14 protein-coding genes, 1 pseudogene and 1 riboswitch are annotated in these 16155 nt (G+C 50.9%); of the genes and pseudogenes, 6 read left to right on the top strand and 9 right to left on the bottom strand.

Annotated features, from left to right (window positions below):
• Window positions 1–310: 310 nt before the first annotated feature.
• The 4 genes from NDA02_RS01245 to NDA02_RS01230 all read left to right on the top strand — a co-directional run bounded on the left by NDA02_RS01245 (window position 311) and on the right by NDA02_RS01230 (window position 3803).
• Window positions 311–1423 (top strand): iron-containing redox enzyme family protein, encoded by a 1113-nt coding sequence (locus NDA02_RS01245; RefSeq protein WP_348254288.1) that lies wholly within the window; start codon window positions 311–313, stop codon window positions 1421–1423.
• 85 nt (window positions 1424–1508) lie between these two features.
• Entirely contained in the window at window positions 1509–2384 is an 876-nt protein-coding gene (locus tag NDA02_RS01240; protein WP_348245771.1) for an SAM-dependent methyltransferase, read from the top strand.
• 21 nt (window positions 2385–2405) lie between these two features.
• Window positions 2406–3146 carry a DUF2993 domain-containing protein gene (locus NDA02_RS01235; RefSeq protein WP_190792211.1) on the top strand — a complete coding sequence of 247 codons (741 nt, stop codon included), beginning with the start codon at window positions 2406–2408 and terminating at the stop codon, window positions 3144–3146.
• A gap of 159 nt (window positions 3147–3305) precedes the next feature.
• A complete protein-coding gene (locus tag NDA02_RS01230) occupies window positions 3306–3803 on the top strand; it encodes a hypothetical protein (RefSeq protein WP_190792212.1) in 498 nt (165 codons plus the stop codon).
• Window positions 3804–3962: 159 nt separating this feature from the next.
• Here the strand turns inward: NDA02_RS01230 and NDA02_RS01225 are convergent, their stop codons facing one another.
• The 4 genes from NDA02_RS01225 to lgt form a co-directional block, all read right to left on the bottom strand.
• The gene (locus tag NDA02_RS01225; protein ID WP_190792213.1) at window positions 3963–4376 is read right to left on the bottom strand and encodes a hypothetical protein; all 414 of its coding nucleotides are present in this window, start codon (window positions 4374–4376) and stop codon (window positions 3963–3965) included.
• Between the two features lie 61 nt (window positions 4377–4437).
• Entirely contained in the window at window positions 4438–4560 is a 123-nt protein-coding gene (locus NDA02_RS01220) for a hypothetical protein (protein WP_277879156.1), read from the bottom strand.
• A 36-nt stretch (window positions 4561–4596) separates the two neighbouring features.
• Window positions 4597–5454, bottom strand: coding sequence for a precorrin-4 C(11)-methyltransferase (gene cobM, locus NDA02_RS01215; RefSeq protein WP_190792214.1), 858 nt, complete (start codon window positions 5452–5454; stop codon window positions 4597–4599).
• A 296-nt stretch (window positions 5455–5750) separates the two neighbouring features.
• The gene (gene lgt / locus NDA02_RS01210) at window positions 5751–6647 is read right to left on the bottom strand and encodes a prolipoprotein diacylglyceryl transferase (RefSeq protein WP_190792215.1); all 897 of its coding nucleotides are present in this window, start codon (window positions 6645–6647) and stop codon (window positions 5751–5753) included.
• 295 nt (window positions 6648–6942) lie between these two features.
• Window positions 6943–7130, top strand: a riboswitch (cyclic di-AMP (ydaO/yuaA leader).
• A 115-nt stretch (window positions 7131–7245) separates the two neighbouring features.
• Between lgt and NDA02_RS01205 the strand changes: the two genes are divergently transcribed.
• A complete protein-coding gene (locus NDA02_RS01205; RefSeq protein ID WP_190792216.1) occupies window positions 7246–8583 on the top strand; it encodes an ArsB/NhaD family transporter in 1338 nt (445 codons plus the stop codon).
• Window positions 8584–8690: 107 nt separating this feature from the next.
• Here the strand turns inward: NDA02_RS01205 and NDA02_RS01200 are convergent, their stop codons facing one another.
• A complete protein-coding gene (locus NDA02_RS01200; protein ID WP_190792217.1) occupies window positions 8691–9530 on the bottom strand; it encodes a DUF2993 domain-containing protein in 840 nt (279 codons plus the stop codon).
• A gap of 591 nt (window positions 9531–10121) precedes the next feature.
• Between NDA02_RS01200 and NDA02_RS01195 the strand changes: the two genes are divergently transcribed.
• Window positions 10122–11645: a DUF4912 domain-containing protein gene (locus tag NDA02_RS01195; protein ID WP_190792218.1), complete on the top strand. Its 1524-nt coding sequence runs from the start codon at window positions 10122–10124 to the stop codon at window positions 11643–11645.
• 131 nt (window positions 11646–11776) lie between these two features.
• Here the strand turns inward: NDA02_RS01195 and NDA02_RS01190 are convergent.
• The 4 genes and pseudogenes from NDA02_RS01190 to NDA02_RS01175 form a co-directional block, all read right to left on the bottom strand.
• Window positions 11777–12589: pseudogene (locus NDA02_RS01190) on the bottom strand (transposase).
• Window positions 12590–12853: 264 nt separating this feature from the next.
• Window positions 12854–13390, bottom strand: coding sequence for a GIY-YIG nuclease family protein (locus NDA02_RS01185; protein ID WP_348245768.1), 537 nt, complete (start codon window positions 13388–13390; stop codon window positions 12854–12856).
• A gap of 45 nt (window positions 13391–13435) precedes the next feature.
• Window positions 13436–14293: a 2-carboxy-1,4-naphthoquinone phytyltransferase gene (gene menA, locus NDA02_RS01180; RefSeq protein ID WP_277879203.1), complete on the bottom strand. Its 858-nt coding sequence runs from the start codon at window positions 14291–14293 to the stop codon at window positions 13436–13438.
• A gap of 379 nt (window positions 14294–14672) precedes the next feature.
• Window positions 14673–15773, bottom strand: a complete 1101-nt coding sequence (locus NDA02_RS01175; protein WP_190792902.1) for an alkene reductase — start codon at window positions 15771–15773, stop codon at window positions 14673–14675.
• Window positions 15774–16155 lie beyond the last annotated feature (382 nt).

Genomic DNA, 16155 nt, shown 5'->3' with positions numbered 1-16155 from the left:
TCCTGTCTCCTCTTCCCGTCTCCGCCCCCACCCTTCTACCTCTAGCTGGATGCCTTCCTTATAAAAAACCGCCGCAAATCAAAGGAAAAACTATTTTTTTACAGTATCGCAAGTCACTTATTTAGAAATATTCATTTTTCTCTCATTTGTCCTCCCAAAGATGGACGGTGAGAAAATCCTCTGTTCGATAAGGTATTAATAACCATTACACAGCAGCAGTTCTAGAACAAAGATAAGGTTTTGCACTCTCTTTTTTGATGAATTGCGCCAGTGGTTGAAATATAGGCAAGAACGATTTCAATAACGAACTATGATAGAAACGTTGAGTCCCGATCGCTGGATTCAGGAAAAGACGAGATATTCTTCAACAGCGATCGCGTCACCAGATTATAAAGCAGCAGAACAAACCTTTGTAAATTTGCTGGAGAATGATTCGTTAGACCAACAGATCAAGCAAAATCCTGAGATCGTGGATGATTTCGAGGCAGCTTTAGCCACTGCGCTGGACACTGCTTATGGAAATACGGTTGATGCGGCTGCAAGCCTGTTTTTACAGCGAATTCTTTATCGAATTAATCGTCTAAACCTGTTCTGGTTTGATGATCTGCAAAACTATCGCAATGAGCGCTCGTTCTACATTCATTGGGTGCGCGATCGCATTGAGGACGTTTGGCAAGCCTGGGAAAATTCGCAGATAGATATAGAAGCCCTGCGTCAGATTTCTGATATTAACCAGGCATTGATCGATCGGGCAGAAGCAGATTTAGAGCCGCCAATCACCGAAAGTAAGCGATATATTCGCGAGGAAATGTCGCTGGAAGGCTATCGTTGGCTGCTGGCAATTGCCTCGCTAGATGGACTGGTCGAAGCTAGCCGAATGTCTCGGATCTTGGGCGGAGCCAGCAACGAAGTTCACGCCATGCTGATTCGGGTGCTGATGGAAGAGTACGGCAACGGTCGATACAACAAAAAGCACTCGACTTTCTACGCCAACATGATGGCAGAGCTAGGCTTAAACACCAAACCCGAGGGCTATTTCGACTTGGCTCCGTGGGAACTGCTTGCCTGTGTGAACCACAACTTTTTACTGACCGAGCGCAAGCGGCACTTCCTGCGCTACAACGGTGGACTCACCTATTTTGAAATCGTGGGACCGTCAATCTATCGCGATTACATGACTGCTGCCCAGCGTCTCAACCTCTCTGATACGGCAATGGGCTACTGGGAACTGCACATTCGCGAAGATGAGCGGCATGGTCAGTGGATGGTGCAGCAGGTTGCTCTCCCGCTTGCCGAAATGTATCCCGAAAACGCCTGGGAAATTGTGCTGGGCTACGACCAAGAAAAAGCATTGGGCGATCGAGCAGGAGCCGCGATCGTTAACATCATTCGGGCAGCCGAACAAGCAGGCACAGTGCTGTAAAGGCTGGATGTCCCTGGAGTCTTGTGGGTAGTGCTGATTGCCTACCCGGTTGTTTTGTTCGTCCATTCGCATCTGAGGATTTTTCATGCAAGAAGCACTGCTAAACGTCACCGGGTTAAACGCTACTGAGTTAAAAGAAGGGATGGACTCGATCGCTTCGTCCAAATCCTCTATCTCATCTACCTCATTTAGTGAGTCAGCCACTAATTCATCTACAAAGCTGTTATCTAAAGAATTAAAGTCTGATTTACAAACCTATTCACCCAACAAGGTTTTTTTCTGTCCTGAAGAGTCGCATTTTTATGCTCAGTGCTTAGAGAAAATGCTGCTAAATCAGGGAACAGAATCAATTACCGCCGTAGAATTTGGCGCAGGAGATGGCAGTCCTGTGATTCACTCTTTGCTGAAGGCTCCCTTTGCAGGTGAGATCCATGGCTTTGAGCTAAATTCGGCTGCCTGCGAGCTGGCACAAGCCCGAATTAAACAGTATCAGCTTCACGACAAATACTTTGTTCACAATCACTGCTTTTTTGAAGGATTAAAGTCCAAAAATCCTCAGTACCTGATTGCAAATCCGCCCTACATTCCTGCCCCTGACGACGACATCTGTATGCCCGCGCTGCATGGTGGGGTAGACGGCGCAACGATTACTAAAAAGCTGCTGTCGGTGGACTGCGAGAACGTAATACTGATGATCTCGGCTTACTCTAATCCGATCGACACGATCGAACACGCGATCGATCAGGGCTATCAGGTGTCTGACTTTATGGTGACACCGCTCCAGTTTGGCTACTACAGCTCAGAACCCAAAGTTCGCAACTGGATCAGCGAAATGCAAAGGCAGCGCAAAGCCTTTTATTCTGCCAATATCTACTTTCTGGCGGGTGTCCTGTTTCAGAAAAAGCGTCATGCTGGAATTGATCTTTCGGCGGAACTGCTGCAAGTCATGACTGCTCTCTAAACCCCGGTAGGAGAACCCGCCATGCCCGAAGAGCCGCGCCTTGATGAACATTTTGTTTCCCAGGCAATTCAGCTTGGCCTTTCAAGCCAGCTTGACAATGCGGAGGAGATTAAAGTTGATGTCCGCACGGATTTGCTGAAAGTCATTCAAGGGCAGGCTGACTCTGTATCAGTACGGGGTCAGGGCATGGTGGTTCAGGATTTGCGCGTTGAGGAAATGGAGCTGCATACCCAAGAGCTTGACCTCAACACAATCAGTCTGCTGCTGGGTAAACTCGAACTTGATAAGCCTCTCAATGCCACTAGTCGAGTCGTGCTAACTGAGGCAGACCTGAACCAGGCAATGAGTAATCAGGCGATCGTCAACCGCATTCCGCCATTTAAGTTTCAAATTAACGGTCAAAGGGTCGCGATCGCGCTGCAACCTCCTCTCAGAATTAGCTTTCCGGGAAATGGCAAAATTGCGATCGATGCTACGGTTCAGTCCGCAGAGCAGGGAAAAATTCATCACATCCGCTTTTCAGCAACTGCCTATCATAAAATTGGCGATCGACCCGTGCTGTTAGAGTCGTTTCAGTGTCATGGGGGCGGGGCAGTTTCACTAGAGTTGATGCTGGCAATGATGCAGCGCGTCAAAGAGCTCATGGAGCTTCCTTACTTTCAGTACGAGGGCATGGAGATTCGCATTCGTGAAATGAAAGCAGAGGTCGGCAAGCTTGTTTTGCAGGTAGAAACCCGCATGGCCCAAACGCCTTTTGGCTGATGCGATCGCTCGATGCGTCAATCTGGAGTAGGAACAGAACGGCTTTGCTGTTACCCTCGCGTCACTCCTGCGACAGTGGCGAAACAATGCGCTTCATTCAAGAATAGGTACAAAGCATTGGCTTAACGTTCTGTCTGCAATCCTCCAATCCCAAAAACAATGGTGAGATCCTCTCAAGAACTGGCTGAAGAAGAAGTTCGTAAGCGAACGCATCCAATCGCCTACGCGCTTAACCGTGTTGTTGTTTCCCTGTCTAATGCTGTTCTAGGCGGAACGCTGCTAAGTCTTTTAATTCAGGCATTTAGCCTTAATGTCGAGTTTGGTGTTCGCAGTCTGGCAACCGCTGCCCTGCCGCCCATTCTTATTGCCTATCTCGCATTTTTTACCAGAGCGTTTCGATCGCCTCAACCTGCTTCCGACTTTAAGTATTATTTTCTGTTTGCCGGATGGGTTGTTCTGCTTCTCACTTTTGTCAATTTTGTGGGTCCAGACAGTCGCTACGGCATGCTGTTTGGGATGTTTTGTTTATCCACAACACTGAGCCTGTGGGTGCTGCTGGCGCGTAACCTTCCGTTTCGATCGCTTCTATCCTGCGCTTACGGCATTTTGTCAGGATTTTTGTTCTATATTCTGCTGTTTGGCATTCGTTCTTATTAGAACCTAACTCGTCTTGAATTCCAGCAAGTTCCAATTAATTTGAGTGGATTGATTTGAGTTTCAAGAGTCTCAAAGCCCCCCGAAGTGGAGGTTAGAAAGGGAAATTGCAGGGGCGATGTCGGAGACTTGCCACTCCTCAAGCCCCCTTTTACTTCCCTTCTACTGGGAAGCAAACTGCTGTGTGAAATCAGCGTGCATCAGGGCAATATTCGGATCGCGCTGAATCGCGTGTAGATAGCGTTTGTTAAGGCTGGTTCCTTCCGCATCGGGCTGCATAAGCTGTTGGGCTTGCTGCAAGAGTTGATCGATCGTTTCAGGGGCAATCGGTTCTTTCGCATGAATCACGTCGTCCATTTGGACAATAAACTGCGAAATGGGACGCAGCCAGCTAAACCAATCGTGGCTGGTGACTAAGCGAAAATATTCGCCTGTGGTTTGAATTCTGCCGTAAAACTGCTCGTAGATTCCTTTTTCCGAGTCCAGCAATGCTTTGTGAAGTGCCAGCAGCTTTTTCCTAACCGTACGGAGCTGCTGCATTTTTGCATTTGCATCTGAAGATGAGTCTGAAGGCATTGTGCCTGCTCCTAAGCAAACGATCGTGTCCGCTCAGCCTGGAACCATCCCTGGAAAGTGTTCAACGTCCTGCGTTGCCTCCTAAATCCTCCAGTGCGAGGGGGGCAGTTCGGGACATCGCCGTGACTTTCCCAGTCGTGACTTCCCAAAGTTCTCTGGGCTGTTCTTGTTCTATTCGTTCCATTGTACCGGGACAAAACTGCACGGGATAGTTAACCCATTAGCGGGGACGAAACAAATGAGTATGCTCTGGGTTGTAGAGGCGCGATCGATAGGAATTCTGCTCGTTTGGGTCTGGGGCATCGTGAAGCAGCTTCCCCTCTGGGGTAATCGATCGCAGTGCCGGACTGATGACGTACATCGTGGTACGAATCAGGTCTTTTTGCTCGGTTAGGTCTGCCATTTCTGCCAGGGGGGCAATCCAGATCTGCTCGTCTGACCAGCCCAGGCGAAAGCAAACCGCAACGGGTGTATCGGGCGGATAGTGCTGCATCAGTTTTTCCTGCGCCTCGCGCACATGGCGGGCACTGAGGTAAAGGCACAAGCTCGCCTGATGCGCGGCAAGCGAGGAGAGTTCTTCGGCGGCGGGAACCTGGGTGCGTCCGCTAATTCGCGTCAGGATGATGGTCTGCACCAGCCCGGGCACGGTGAGTTCGACCTTGAGTTTGGCGGCGGCAAGCTGAAACGCACTGATTCCTGGAATCACCTCAAACGGAATCTCGGCAGCGACAAGTGCCTGCATCTGCTCATGCACCGCTCCGTACAAGCTCGGATCACCCGAGTGTAAGCGCACAACGGATTTACCCGATCGCACCCGATCCACCATAACGGGCAAAATCTCTTCCAGAGTTTTGTTTGCTGTCCGAATCACTTCCGCGTCAGAATGCACCATTTGCAGCATCGCAGTCGGCACAAGCGAATCGGCAAACAGAATGACCTCTGCCTGACGCAGCAGCCGATATGCCTTCAGGGTCAAAAGCTCTGGGTCGCCGGGTCCCGCCCCCACAATGTACACTGCCGGGGCAATAGTAGACTGATCTTCAGCGGGTATTGATCGATGTTCAAATTCAGTCGTCATGGTTGATTCGGCTCTATGAAATCACACAAAAGTTAAATTTGTCGCACAGCACTGCGTCGTTCCTGTAAAAACTTTGAGAAAGCAAGAACTTCTGTAAAAACTAGATAAATCTCATCCGTAAATTCCCCCATTTGACCGTTCATCGGTAAAAGTAGGGTATAGATGCACCCTGATTCAAGCCCTGGAAATTGCTCTAGGGCTTTTCTGTTTTACGAAAGTGCTTTGGTAGATCCTCAGGCAGGTGCTGTGGATAAGCGGTTTGGGTGAGGTTTACTACGAAAGAAATCAAAATCAATTTATACCTGGCTTTTGTCCGAATCCTGAGCGTTTGCTCGCGCTGCTTCGTTTACTTCTGCGATCGACACGACATCCGGCAAAGATCGGTTGAGCGGATAGAGCCATAGTAAGCCGATCGCCCCGATCGCAATTCCAACTAGACTCACAACCTGAGCGATTCGCAGTGGACCGAGCATCAGGCTATCCATCCGCAGTCCTTCAATCCAGAAACGTCCCAGGCTGTAGCATACCAGATAGGTGAGAAAGAGGGTTCCCAGCTTCAGCGAAGACTTACCGCGCAGCCCCCGGAAAAACAGCACCATCAAAATTGCGAACACCCCCAAATTCCACAGCGATTCGTAGAGAAATGTGGGATGGAAATACTCAAACTGCGTATAGCCGGGAGGACGCTGCGCCGGAGGAATAAACAATTTCCAGGGCACATTCGTGGGTCTGCCAAATGCCTCAGAGTTAAAGAAATTGCCCCATCGCCCGATCGCCTGTCCCAAAATCAGAGACGGAGCCACCAGATCGGCAAGCTGCCAGAAGGGAACTTTGTTCAGTTTCGCAAAAATTAGCGTGGCGATCATGCCACCCAAAATCGCGCCGTGAATCGCAATGCCCCCATGCCAGATTGCAATCAGCTCTGAGGGATTGCTGGCGTATTTGTCCCATTCAAACGCCACATAGTAGATCCGTGCCGCCGGAATCGCTGCCACCACCAGCCAAATCGCCAGATCGCTCATTAAATCTGGATTGACACCGCGTTTTTTTGCCAAATAGGTCGATAACGTCACCCCGATCAGCACGGCTGAGGCAATCAGCAATCCATACCAGCGGATCGGCAGGGGTCCGATCATGGGTCCGGGAGACGTAAACACAGCGAGCCACAAATTTAATTGCCAGTTCAATTGCATAGTGCCTCAAGCGAAAAAAGCAATTCCCTTGATTGTATCGACTTCAGGAAAGGGGATTTGGGCAGGCATCAAGTCTGCAAATCGCAAAACGGTACGATCGCTGCCAAATCTGCATTCAAACCAAGAATGGTATGATGCCCGGAAAACCAGTGCTACGATTGAGCCAATCCTGGTGATTTCGTATCAAATCCGCTTGAATTGCTGAATTCAGTAAGGAATAAAGGAGCTTTTTCCCGACCCGAAGGCGAAACCTCCGATCGGCAATTTATCGGATTTCCCTAATTTCAAATCGCTGGAATCAAGTCAGCCTAATTCGACCGCCTTCATTCGATCGGCGCAATCGAAACGGAGGAATCAATTTTTGGGACGTATTTGCGGTCAGGATAATGCCTGGGTTTTAGCTTAGCGTTGAGTCTCGATTGCAAAAGGGCATTTCCCAGCCTTAGCCCGTCAACTAACTCCGTCGGCAAAGGGAGAAGACTGAGCAGAGACAGCATTTTTGTGACATTTCCGGGATGAATTTCTGGAATGAGTGATTGCAAAGATCTGGCTCCTCAGCTTCCCAAGTCTGTATCGTCTTATCGGAGAAGCGGGGAAGATGGAAAACTGGCAGGCATGGGTCGCAGGAGCAGCGTTTCTGGGCGTGATCCTGTTTGTAATGACCGAATGGATTCACCTTACAGTTGCAGCTTTTTTGGGCGCGCTGTTGCTGGTGTTTACCAACGTTATGACGCTGACTGAGGCGATCGACTACGTGGGCGGCAGCTATCCGACGCTGGCACTGTTTTTTGGCGTAATGGTGCTGGTGCGTGCCTTTGAACCCACCAAGATTTTCGACTACCTGGCGACCCAGATAGTCATCCTGGCAAAGGGGCAGGGAAAGCGGCTGCTGATTGGCATTATTGCGATTACCACGCCGATTTGTGCCGTGCTGCCGAATGCAACCACCGTTATGCTTCTGGCTCCGCTGATTCCGCCGATGGCACAGGAAGTAGGCGTTGACTTTGTGCCGCTGCTGATTTTGATGGTGTTTGTGGCAAATAGTGCCGGGCTGCTGACGCTGGTGGGCGATCCGGCAACGTTTATTGTAGGGGATGCAGTCAATATCAGCTTTCTGGATTACCTTACACAGCTCAGTCTGGGCGGCGCGGCGGCGATCGTCACCCTGCTGATCATGACCCCGTTCCTGTTTTCCCCTATCTGGCATAAGCAGCTAACCGACCTGGAACACTTGCCCCACCCCAAAATCAATCATCCCCGTGTTTTGGCGCTCGGCGGAATCATTGTGGTTGCGGTACTCGTGTTTTTTGTGGCAGGCGAATTGCTGCCAATTCCCGTTTCTCCGGCTGCGTCTGCTCTGCTCGGTGCTGCCCTGGCTCTCCTGCTGGCACACCAAAGCAAAATCGACACCGTTCACAATATTCTGCGCGATGTTGACTGGAGTACGCTGCTGTTTTTTATGAGCATCTTTGTCCTGATTGGCGGACTCGAAAAAACAGGCATTATTGGAAATTTATCAGGACTTCTTGCCGTCATCCTCGGTCAAAATATCTTGCTGGGTTCCCTGGCATTGCTCCTGTTTGTGGGTCTTATTTCCAGCGTCGTGCCCAATATTCCCCTGGTCGTGGCAATGGTTCCTCTGCTGAAGCAGTATGTCGTTAACGTGGGGCTGGTGAGCGCAGAAGTGCTAACTCCCGACTTTAACGGGCAGTTTCCCACTGAAGTCCTGCCCCTGTTTTACGCAATGATGTACGGTGCAACGCTGGGCGGTAACGGAACGCTCGTTGGTGCATCGTCTAACATTGTGGCGGCAGGAATTGCAGAACAGCACGGCAAGCGTATTCCGTTCCAAACTTTTCTGCGATACGGGATTCCGGTCATGCTGATGCAGTTGTTGACGGCGGCGATCTATATGGTGGGGAGGTTTTTTCTTTAGTTAGTGAACCGGAGTTGATAAGCGGGAGTTGGTAAGCGGGGGAGCCGAGGGGATGAGGAAATGAGGGGTGAGCTGGCAGGTTTACTGCACCCGATCGCGATAACTTCTTACGCTGGTACTACATTAACCCTCCCCCGGCACACCAGCCTTTCCGCTTCCAAAAGGAGTTCCTGAATCTCGACTTCCTGACCGAGATCAATCGCAAACCGATGGAGATGGGGCAGTGGAGTTCCCTGGGTTGCGGTGAGCGTGGGCAACAGTTCGGGACGATCAAGGCAAAGCTGGCTGCCGTTGAATTGCGTAATTCCGGTTCGCAGCAAAAAGGGGAGGCGAGGCAAAGCAGTTCCTTGTTGGAGCGAATCGATCGCAGGTTCTCGGACGGGGGAATTATTCATTGCACTTGCCAAAATGCCGCCAAGGATAAGCTGCTGATTGCCGAGTTCAATTTGGGGCTGAGTGATGTGAATCGTACCTGTTCCAATCGCAGCAGTGAGTTCCGGGGGCAAGAGGTGGCGCGTTTCGGGCTGAAATAGAGCGGTCATTAAGTCGGATAGCGCAGTTGCCAGCAGGGGAGCCTGAAGCGAAGCGGTGAGATCGCGCTGGTGCAGCGTCAGATTACCAAAGACCGGGACGACTTCGAGCAATTGGAGGGGTTTGCCGCGAAGAACCTGCCCAAAATTGACGCGAATATTTTCGCCTGTCAGCGCAACCTGACTCAGATGGAGCCCTTGATAAACTGCCTGCCGTGCAGCGATCGACACTTTTGGCACATAGCCTGAGAGGAGTTGTCGATCGCCTCCTTCAAGCTGAAATTGCAGATCTGCGACAGACTCAACCTGTGATCGCAGCCACAGCCGAACTGCCGGAGCCAGAACGCTGCTAATCAGCCGACTTTGCCGAGAATCGGGTTGGGGTGCAGGTTCCTGAGTGGGGCGATCGGTAGACATGATGGTGTGTAAAAAATGAACAGGTCTTAGAGTCAGCCTTAGCATGGCCAATATGCCTTAGCCATTGTGACAGTCTAGACGGCTTGTGCAAATAGAGAGTTGCCGACAAGCAAAAGCACTGCGTACCCTACAACACCTATTCAGGCGATCGACTGCTAAGCAACGGCAGACGATTGGGGTGAGCATCTCCTCTAAGCAGATAGGGATTCCCAGCACTCTGGAAGGACAACTTTCTTACATTCCGTTTTTCAGGGCTTCTAGCGTAACTGACAGTTGGCTCGCAATGTCATGAAACTTTGATATTGTCGATCCCACAACCCGATCCCAAACGGGCATTTGTCAGAAAATCATGACATTATTGCTGTTCCGATCGCTGAGTTTCCGTTGATCTCACTAGAATCAGGCTTTGAACTACTTGATTCTTAGGCTGATTTTCTGCAAGATAGGGACACATTGATCCCCTGCGATCCCAAAGACTGATGGGTTTGATATTGGATTGAACTCCCAGCTTTATTCAGTCGTTTCTGTTCTCTTTCTCAGCTTTGAATCAAGGCACTCATGCTCAAACGATAGACATCTGGAGGTCTGACCATGTCAACAGAACGTCCGCCGATCGAAGAAATGACCCTCCGGCAGCTCCGCCGAATTGCGAGCGAGTTGGGCATCTCGCGTTATAGCCGCATGAGAAAAGACCAGTTGCTTAGCTCAATCCAGGAAATTCAGCGGGCGCGGTTTGTTTCCAGTTCAACTCGTTCTTTAGAAGCACAGGCAGAAGTGGAAGCAGCGAAATTTGATGTTGGGCTTGATGTAGAGCAAACTGAACAAATTGAGGCAGCCTTAGCTCTTGCCGTTGTAGATGAGGGATTGCCTGAGTTGCCAGATGGCTATAGCGAAACCCGCATCATGCTGCTGCCCCGTGACCCGCAATGGGCTTATGCCTACTGGGATATTCCTAAGGCTCGAAAAGAAGAACTGCGCCAGCAGGGGGGCGTGCGTTTGGCACTGCGGTTTTATGACGTGACTGATATCAATGTTGAAATTCAGCGTCCGCACAGCTTACAGCAATATGAATGCGACGAACTGGCGCGGGAGTGGTACTTGCCAATTCCGGTAAGCGATCGAGATTACGTGGTGGAAATTGGCTACGTGGCGTTTGACGGTCGCTGGCTGATGCTGGCGCGATCGGCTCCGGTGCGAATTCCGCCTGTTTATCCCTCAGACTGGATCGATGACCAGTTCATCACTGTTGTTTGGGAAGATGACCTGCGCGGCAAGACGGTGAAGGAGCTTCCTCATCCGACCCGACAGTTGGCAAGTGTGGCAAGCGTTGCTAGTCCTGTTTACGATCGCGTGTTTGAAATGGCGCAGTCTGCCGAGACGCAGCGCGTTGCAGGGTCTGTATTTGGTTCGATGCAGCAGGTTCCCGAAGAGGCAATCAGCTCCTATGTTTTCCCATCGGGGGTAGGCAAGTGGGCAGTGCCAACGGCTTCCGGGATGGGAATGTCGGGCGCAGGCATGATGGGCAGCACAGCTTACACCACCTCTGGCATGGGAATGTCCGGCGTGGGCATGGGTGCGGCTAGAATGTCGGGCGCGGGAATGTCTGGGGTAGGCATGATGGGCAGCACAGCTTACACCACCTCCGGCATGGGTATGATGTCTGGCGTGGGCATGAGTGCGGCTGGAATGTCGGGCGCGGGAATGTACACAACTTCGGGGATGGGCATGTCCGGGGTAGGAATGTACACAACTTCGGGGATGGGCATGTCCGGGGCAGGAATGTATACCATGTCGGGCATGGGCATGTCGGGAGCAGGGCTTTCACCGTCGATGCGTCCGCGTCAGTTCTGGCTGATTGCCGATGCTGAACTGATTGTGTATGGCGCAACTGAACCCGATGCTACCGTAACGATCGGCGGTCGTCCAATTCAGCTCAATCCAGACGGCACATTCCGTTTCCAGATGTCTTTCCAGGACGGCATGATTCACTTCCCGATCATGGCAGTTGCCGCCGACGGTGAGCAAACGCGATCGGTTCACCTGGAATTTACGCGCACCACGCCCGAACGCAATACAAATACTAAGGAAGAAGCGATCGTCGAGTGGTTGCCATAGTTAAAAATCTCGGTTTGATTTCCCCGAACTTCCTCTAACGCTGTCAAAATGGCAGTGCTTCAAACAAAGCTTGATCCTTCATCTTAGATGGAGGATTTTTTATTGCATTGCAGAACGTGCCTTTTTGTTATTTATCCCTCTTTGGTAATTTGGAAGTAGCGCGTTTTGCGCCGCGCACCGAAGATGATTTCGCGGATGTGACGGCGCTCGGTGGGATGTCCAACCTGCGCCTGATCGTATGCTCGCCAACGGTTGTAGCGCACTCGCTGTCCCGGTCCGACAAGCACACCATGATTCGAGCGAAGGGCAACAATGTAAGACCATCCGAACTGCTCGATGGTATTGATCACATCCCCACTTTCGCCATACAAACTGTCCGCTAAAACTAGCTCTACCTCGAAGCCCAATGCTTTGACTTCTTGTAGAATTTCAATGGCAAGTTGCGGTTTGGTTTTGTACGAGTCATCGGGTTCGAGCCGGGATTTGGGCTTGAAGCTCTTGAGCAACAATGGGTAGGTGAGTTTGTCCACCACTGCCTAAGCATTAACTGAAACAATGCCATTGGACAAACGTCCAATGTTGCCAATGTATTGCTTGGCAACGTAGTCAGTTGCTTGCCCCTTTTTGACATCACCCGTCTCATCGAGGCACAACCCGATGCGGCGTTCTCCAACGGTGTGTGCAATCAGGCTCAGGCGAACTGCCCTCAGTTGCTCAACGCTCCAGACACCACCGCGCAGGAAATGATGGAGACTTTGAGCGTTTTGAAGACCAACGAGTTGAGCAATCGCAGGTAGGGTTTTACGCGCTAGTCCACTCAACAGGCCCACGTGCAAAAACTTGAACTGCTCAAAACTCCTGACATCCTCAAACAGGTGGCGGTAGGCTTGACAGTATTCATTGATGAAGCCCACAGTGGCAACTGGTTCTCGTTGCTCAATCATGCTCAGCAACCTAACGTTCAGCCCCTTTAACCTAATTTACCTATGCGCAGAGTGACAGAAGAGGGATAAGCATAAGTTTTCCGACTCGGTTTTCAGGTTGTGGGTTTTCGGGTTGTGTAAGTGTCTCGATTTCAAGTGTCTCGATTTCACTTTTTCGGCTCAAAGTCCCTTATTTATGATTTATGAGGGATTAGGGGGGGCGGTTTGGGCAGCATTCAGCATTTCTCAAACCCCCTTTTAACTGAAACAGGTTAAACAAAATTTCTAATTTTTCAAACTCAAAAGCCCTTCTTCTTTCAGTTTCGGATCAAAGCGAACCGCCATCTTCACGCCGCGCTGTTCTAGCTGGGTCAGCACTTCAGCTTCGACGCGACGGGCAATCTGCTTCAGGAGTTTTGTTTTTCCGAGGTCATCGATCGCGGCAAAGGCAGCCTGTTCCTCAGCAGTCATTTGTTCTTTTGCATCGATCGCCTGGCTCCAGAGCGGTTCTTCCGCAGCATTTCCCGGTGGGACAGTGCCGTTTTCGCTGATCCAGGCGGTGCGAATGTCTTCCAGCAACGTGCGGCTAGGTCGTTCGATCGTCTGCACCTTCAGCCAGTAACATTTTTGCGGCTGACGAACGAGATGCTGCCGGAGGCTCAGTGTCACATCTCGCGAGTAGCCAATATACTGCAGGGTTTTCGCCTGATCGAAAATCGCGTAGACACCAATCCCAAAGGGGCGATCGATGAGCTGTCCTTCGTCGTCCAGGTAAGGAAGGTATTCAAGGTCGGTGAGAAAAGGAAGCGTGGGGTGGGGCATGAGGAGATGGGGAGATGAGAGGTGAGGAGATGGGGGAATGAGGGATTAGCCGATCGCAAAGCCCAGGCAGAGCAGAATGCCGCTCCAGAAGTGCAGCGAGACGGCGATGAATTTGCAGTTGTTGACCCGATCGGGCTGATTGTGGTTTTTTCCGACGTGGCTACAGAGGCGATACGCGGTCGGTAGACTGGCAAAAATGGCGATCGTCCATACAGGAAAGATGCTTAGCCCCACACCCAGCAGCGTTAGTGCATAAAGGCTCCCGCAGACCCAGGGCAGCAGTTCAGCCGATTGCTGTGTGCCTAGGCGGACAATAGGCGATCGTTTTCCGGCTGCCAGATCGTCGGCAACCTGATGAAAGTGAGAGCAAAACAGAATCAAGCTGGTGCTGATACCGAGAATGACAGAGGCTGCGAGGCTTGTGACAGACCACGTTTGAGTTTGGCTGTAGTAGGCAGCAGCAACGGCAAGCGGACCAAAGCTGAAGAAGCAAAGAATTTCGCCCAGTCCCTGATAGCCCAACCGGAAAGGCGGACCCTGATAGGTATACCCCAGCCCGCAGCACAGCAGAATAATTCCCAAAATTGTAAAGTCGCGCTGGGTCCAGGCGATCGACACGATGCCCAGAATCCCAAGCGTCAGCAGCAGGTTGCCGATCCAGAAAATCAGCGTTTTATTTCCTGTCAAATTCACCAGCGAGTGATGCTTGTTGCGATCAATTCCGGTTTCAGCATCAAAGACATCATTGCTGACGTTTTCCCAGGCAAGGATCAAGATCGCGGAAACCACAAAGGTGAGAAAAATGGGGAGGTTAAAGGTTTGGCTTTCCGCATAGGCAACGGCACTTCCCAGAGCGATCGGCATGATTGCCACGCTATACATCGGCGGTTTAATCGCAGCCATCCACAGCTTTTTTTGACCCGCATTCGCTTGGGTACTCGCTTGGGAAGAATTAATCGGGGAAGAAAAGGATTTAACGAGCTTAATTGTCATGGAGGTTTCTAAACTGCGTGACCCAGACCAGAAGGAAACGTCTACAGGAGCTTTTTACAAGGACTGTTTATAAGTTGCCTGATTAAGTTGCCATTTACTAAGTTGCCATGAACCCTGTCCCCATGCGCCTTCAGGCGTTTGCAGTGGTAATGATTCTTTACGTCGTGTGATAGTTCTCAATATGAAAAAATCTTCCGGATGTATTGTGAAATACCGGAAGACTGTAGTGGTAGATGCACCCTGATTAATATCCCTGGCTTTGGCTGGGGATTTTTTGTTTCTACGTAAGCTAGGCGATTTGCCGCTCCAGTGCAGGGTAGTCAGTGTAGCCTTTGCCGTCACCGCCGTAGAACGTGTTGCGATCGTAGGGGTTCAATTCGGCATTCAGCTCAAACCGTTTGGGCAAGTCGGGATTCGAGATAAACCATCTGCCGTAGGCGATCAGATCTGCGTCGTCTGCCTCCAGCACCGCATTTCCCGTTTCGCGGTTGTAGCCTCCGGCACTGATAATCTTGCCCTGATAAATCGGACGGAAGAAATGTGCGCCTAGGTCTTTCGTTTTGTCGCGCACTTCGGGGTTATCCCAGCGCGGCTCGACCAGATGCAAATACGCCAGATTGAAGCGATTCAGTTCCTTCACCACGTAGCCAAAGAGGGCTGCCGGATTGGAGTCGTGCATATCGTTAAAGGTTCCGGTGGGCGACAGGCGCAGACCCACGCGATTGCTGCCCCATACGCTAACGATCGCTTCCAAAACTTCCATTAAAAAACGGGCACGATTTTCGATCGATCCACCATATTCATCGGTGCGATGATTGCTGCCGTCCTGAAGAAACTGATCGATTAGATATCCGTTTGCCCCGTGGACTTCAACGCCATCAAAGCCTGCTTCAAGGGCATTTTTAGCCGCTTGTCGATAATCCTCCACAATGCCAGGAATCTCAGATAGCTCCAGGGCGCGAGGCATAACAAAGGGCTGCTCCCCGGTGTAGGTGGATGCCATGCCTTGAGGGGCGATCGCGCTGGGGGCAACGGGCAGTTCACCGTTGGGCTGAAGTGACGGGTGAGAAATCCGCCCGACATGCCAAAGCTGAAGAAAAATGTGTCCGCCCTTCTCATGCACTGCCTGAGTCACTTGCTTCCAGCCTTCGATCTGTTTGGCGGAGTAAATTCCGGGTGTTGCCGGATAGCCCATTCCCTGCGGCGAGATTTGCGACGCTTCAGTTACAATCAACCCGGCAGAGGCACGCTGGGCGTAGTAGGTGGCGTTAAGTTCAACCGGCACGTCGCCTGCACTAGCTCGATTGCGTGTCAGGGGAGCCATGACCAGACGGTTTGGCAGTTCGTAGGGTCCGAGTTGAATGGGAGTGAGGAGTTTGAGAGTAGACATAGGAGTAGGTAGGTAGGTGGATGAGTAGGTAAGCAGAAGTAGTTAAATAACCATTTGAGTTTTACTGTAACGCGATCGATTTGTTAGGTCAAGTGGTTACTTGAGTATTTAATTAGTAGGGTAGAACCATCTAGAATGGAATCACATCCTAAGAAGATACTTTAAAGCTGCAAACGGCGACCCGCCCCGCCCCGCCCCCTAAATCCCCCAGCTTGAGGAACTTTGAACCGGAATAGAGTTTGAAGTCCCGATCGTTCGGGAGACTTTGACCTGAAACCCGGATCAAAAGTCTCTTCTTTGTAGGGGGTTGGGGGTGAATGCAGCCCATTGCATACTTCTAAAACAGCCTCTTAGAAATTCTTGTAGCGATTCCTGTGGAGTA

Source organism: Leptolyngbya sp. ST-U4, assembly GCF_039962215.1.
Taxonomy (GTDB): Bacteria; Cyanobacteriota; Cyanobacteriia; order Elainellales; family Elainellaceae; genus Leptolyngbya_A.
This window is presented reverse-complemented; position numbering and strand designations above follow the sequence as displayed.

What these genes read in the sequence shown, in the direction of transcription:
- NDA02_RS01245 (WP_348254288.1), top strand. Translation starts at nt 311, where the DNA reads ATGATAGAAACGTTGAGTCCCGATCGCTGGATTCAGGAAAAGACGAGA.
- NDA02_RS01240 (WP_348245771.1), top strand. Translation starts at nt 1,509, where the DNA reads ATGCAAGAAGCACTGCTAAACGTCACCGGGTTAAACGCTACTGAGTTA.
- NDA02_RS01235 (WP_190792211.1), top strand. Translation starts at nt 2,406, where the DNA reads ATGCCCGAAGAGCCGCGCCTTGATGAACATTTTGTTTCCCAGGCAATT.
- NDA02_RS01230 (WP_190792212.1), top strand. Translation starts at nt 3,306, where the DNA reads ATGGTGAGATCCTCTCAAGAACTGGCTGAAGAAGAAGTTCGTAAGCGA.
- NDA02_RS01225 (WP_190792213.1), bottom strand. Translation starts at nt 4,376, where the DNA reads ATGCCTTCAGACTCATCTTCAGATGCAAATGCAAAAATGCAGCAGCTC.
- NDA02_RS01220 (WP_277879156.1), bottom strand. Translation starts at nt 4,560, where the DNA reads ATGGAACGAATAGAACAAGAACAGCCCAGAGAACTTTGGGAAGTCACG.
- cobM (WP_190792214.1), bottom strand. Translation starts at nt 5,454, where the DNA reads ATGACGACTGAATTTGAACATCGATCAATACCCGCTGAAGATCAGTCT.
- lgt (WP_190792215.1), bottom strand. Translation starts at nt 6,647, where the DNA reads ATGCAATTGAACTGGCAATTAAATTTGTGGCTCGCTGTGTTTACGTCT.
- NDA02_RS01205 (WP_190792216.1), top strand. Translation starts at nt 7,246, where the DNA reads ATGGAAAACTGGCAGGCATGGGTCGCAGGAGCAGCGTTTCTGGGCGTG.
- NDA02_RS01200 (WP_190792217.1), bottom strand. Translation starts at nt 9,530, where the DNA reads ATGTCTACCGATCGCCCCACTCAGGAACCTGCACCCCAACCCGATTCT.
- NDA02_RS01195 (WP_190792218.1), top strand. Translation starts at nt 10,122, where the DNA reads ATGTCAACAGAACGTCCGCCGATCGAAGAAATGACCCTCCGGCAGCTC.
- NDA02_RS01185 (WP_348245768.1), bottom strand. Translation starts at nt 13,390, where the DNA reads ATGCCCCACCCCACGCTTCCTTTTCTCACCGACCTTGAATACCTTCCT.
- menA (WP_277879203.1), bottom strand. Translation starts at nt 14,293, where the DNA reads ATGGCTGCGATTAAACCGCCGATGTATAGCGTGGCAATCATGCCGATC.
- NDA02_RS01175 (WP_190792902.1), bottom strand. Translation starts at nt 15,773, where the DNA reads ATGTCTACTCTCAAACTCCTCACTCCCATTCAACTCGGACCCTACGAA.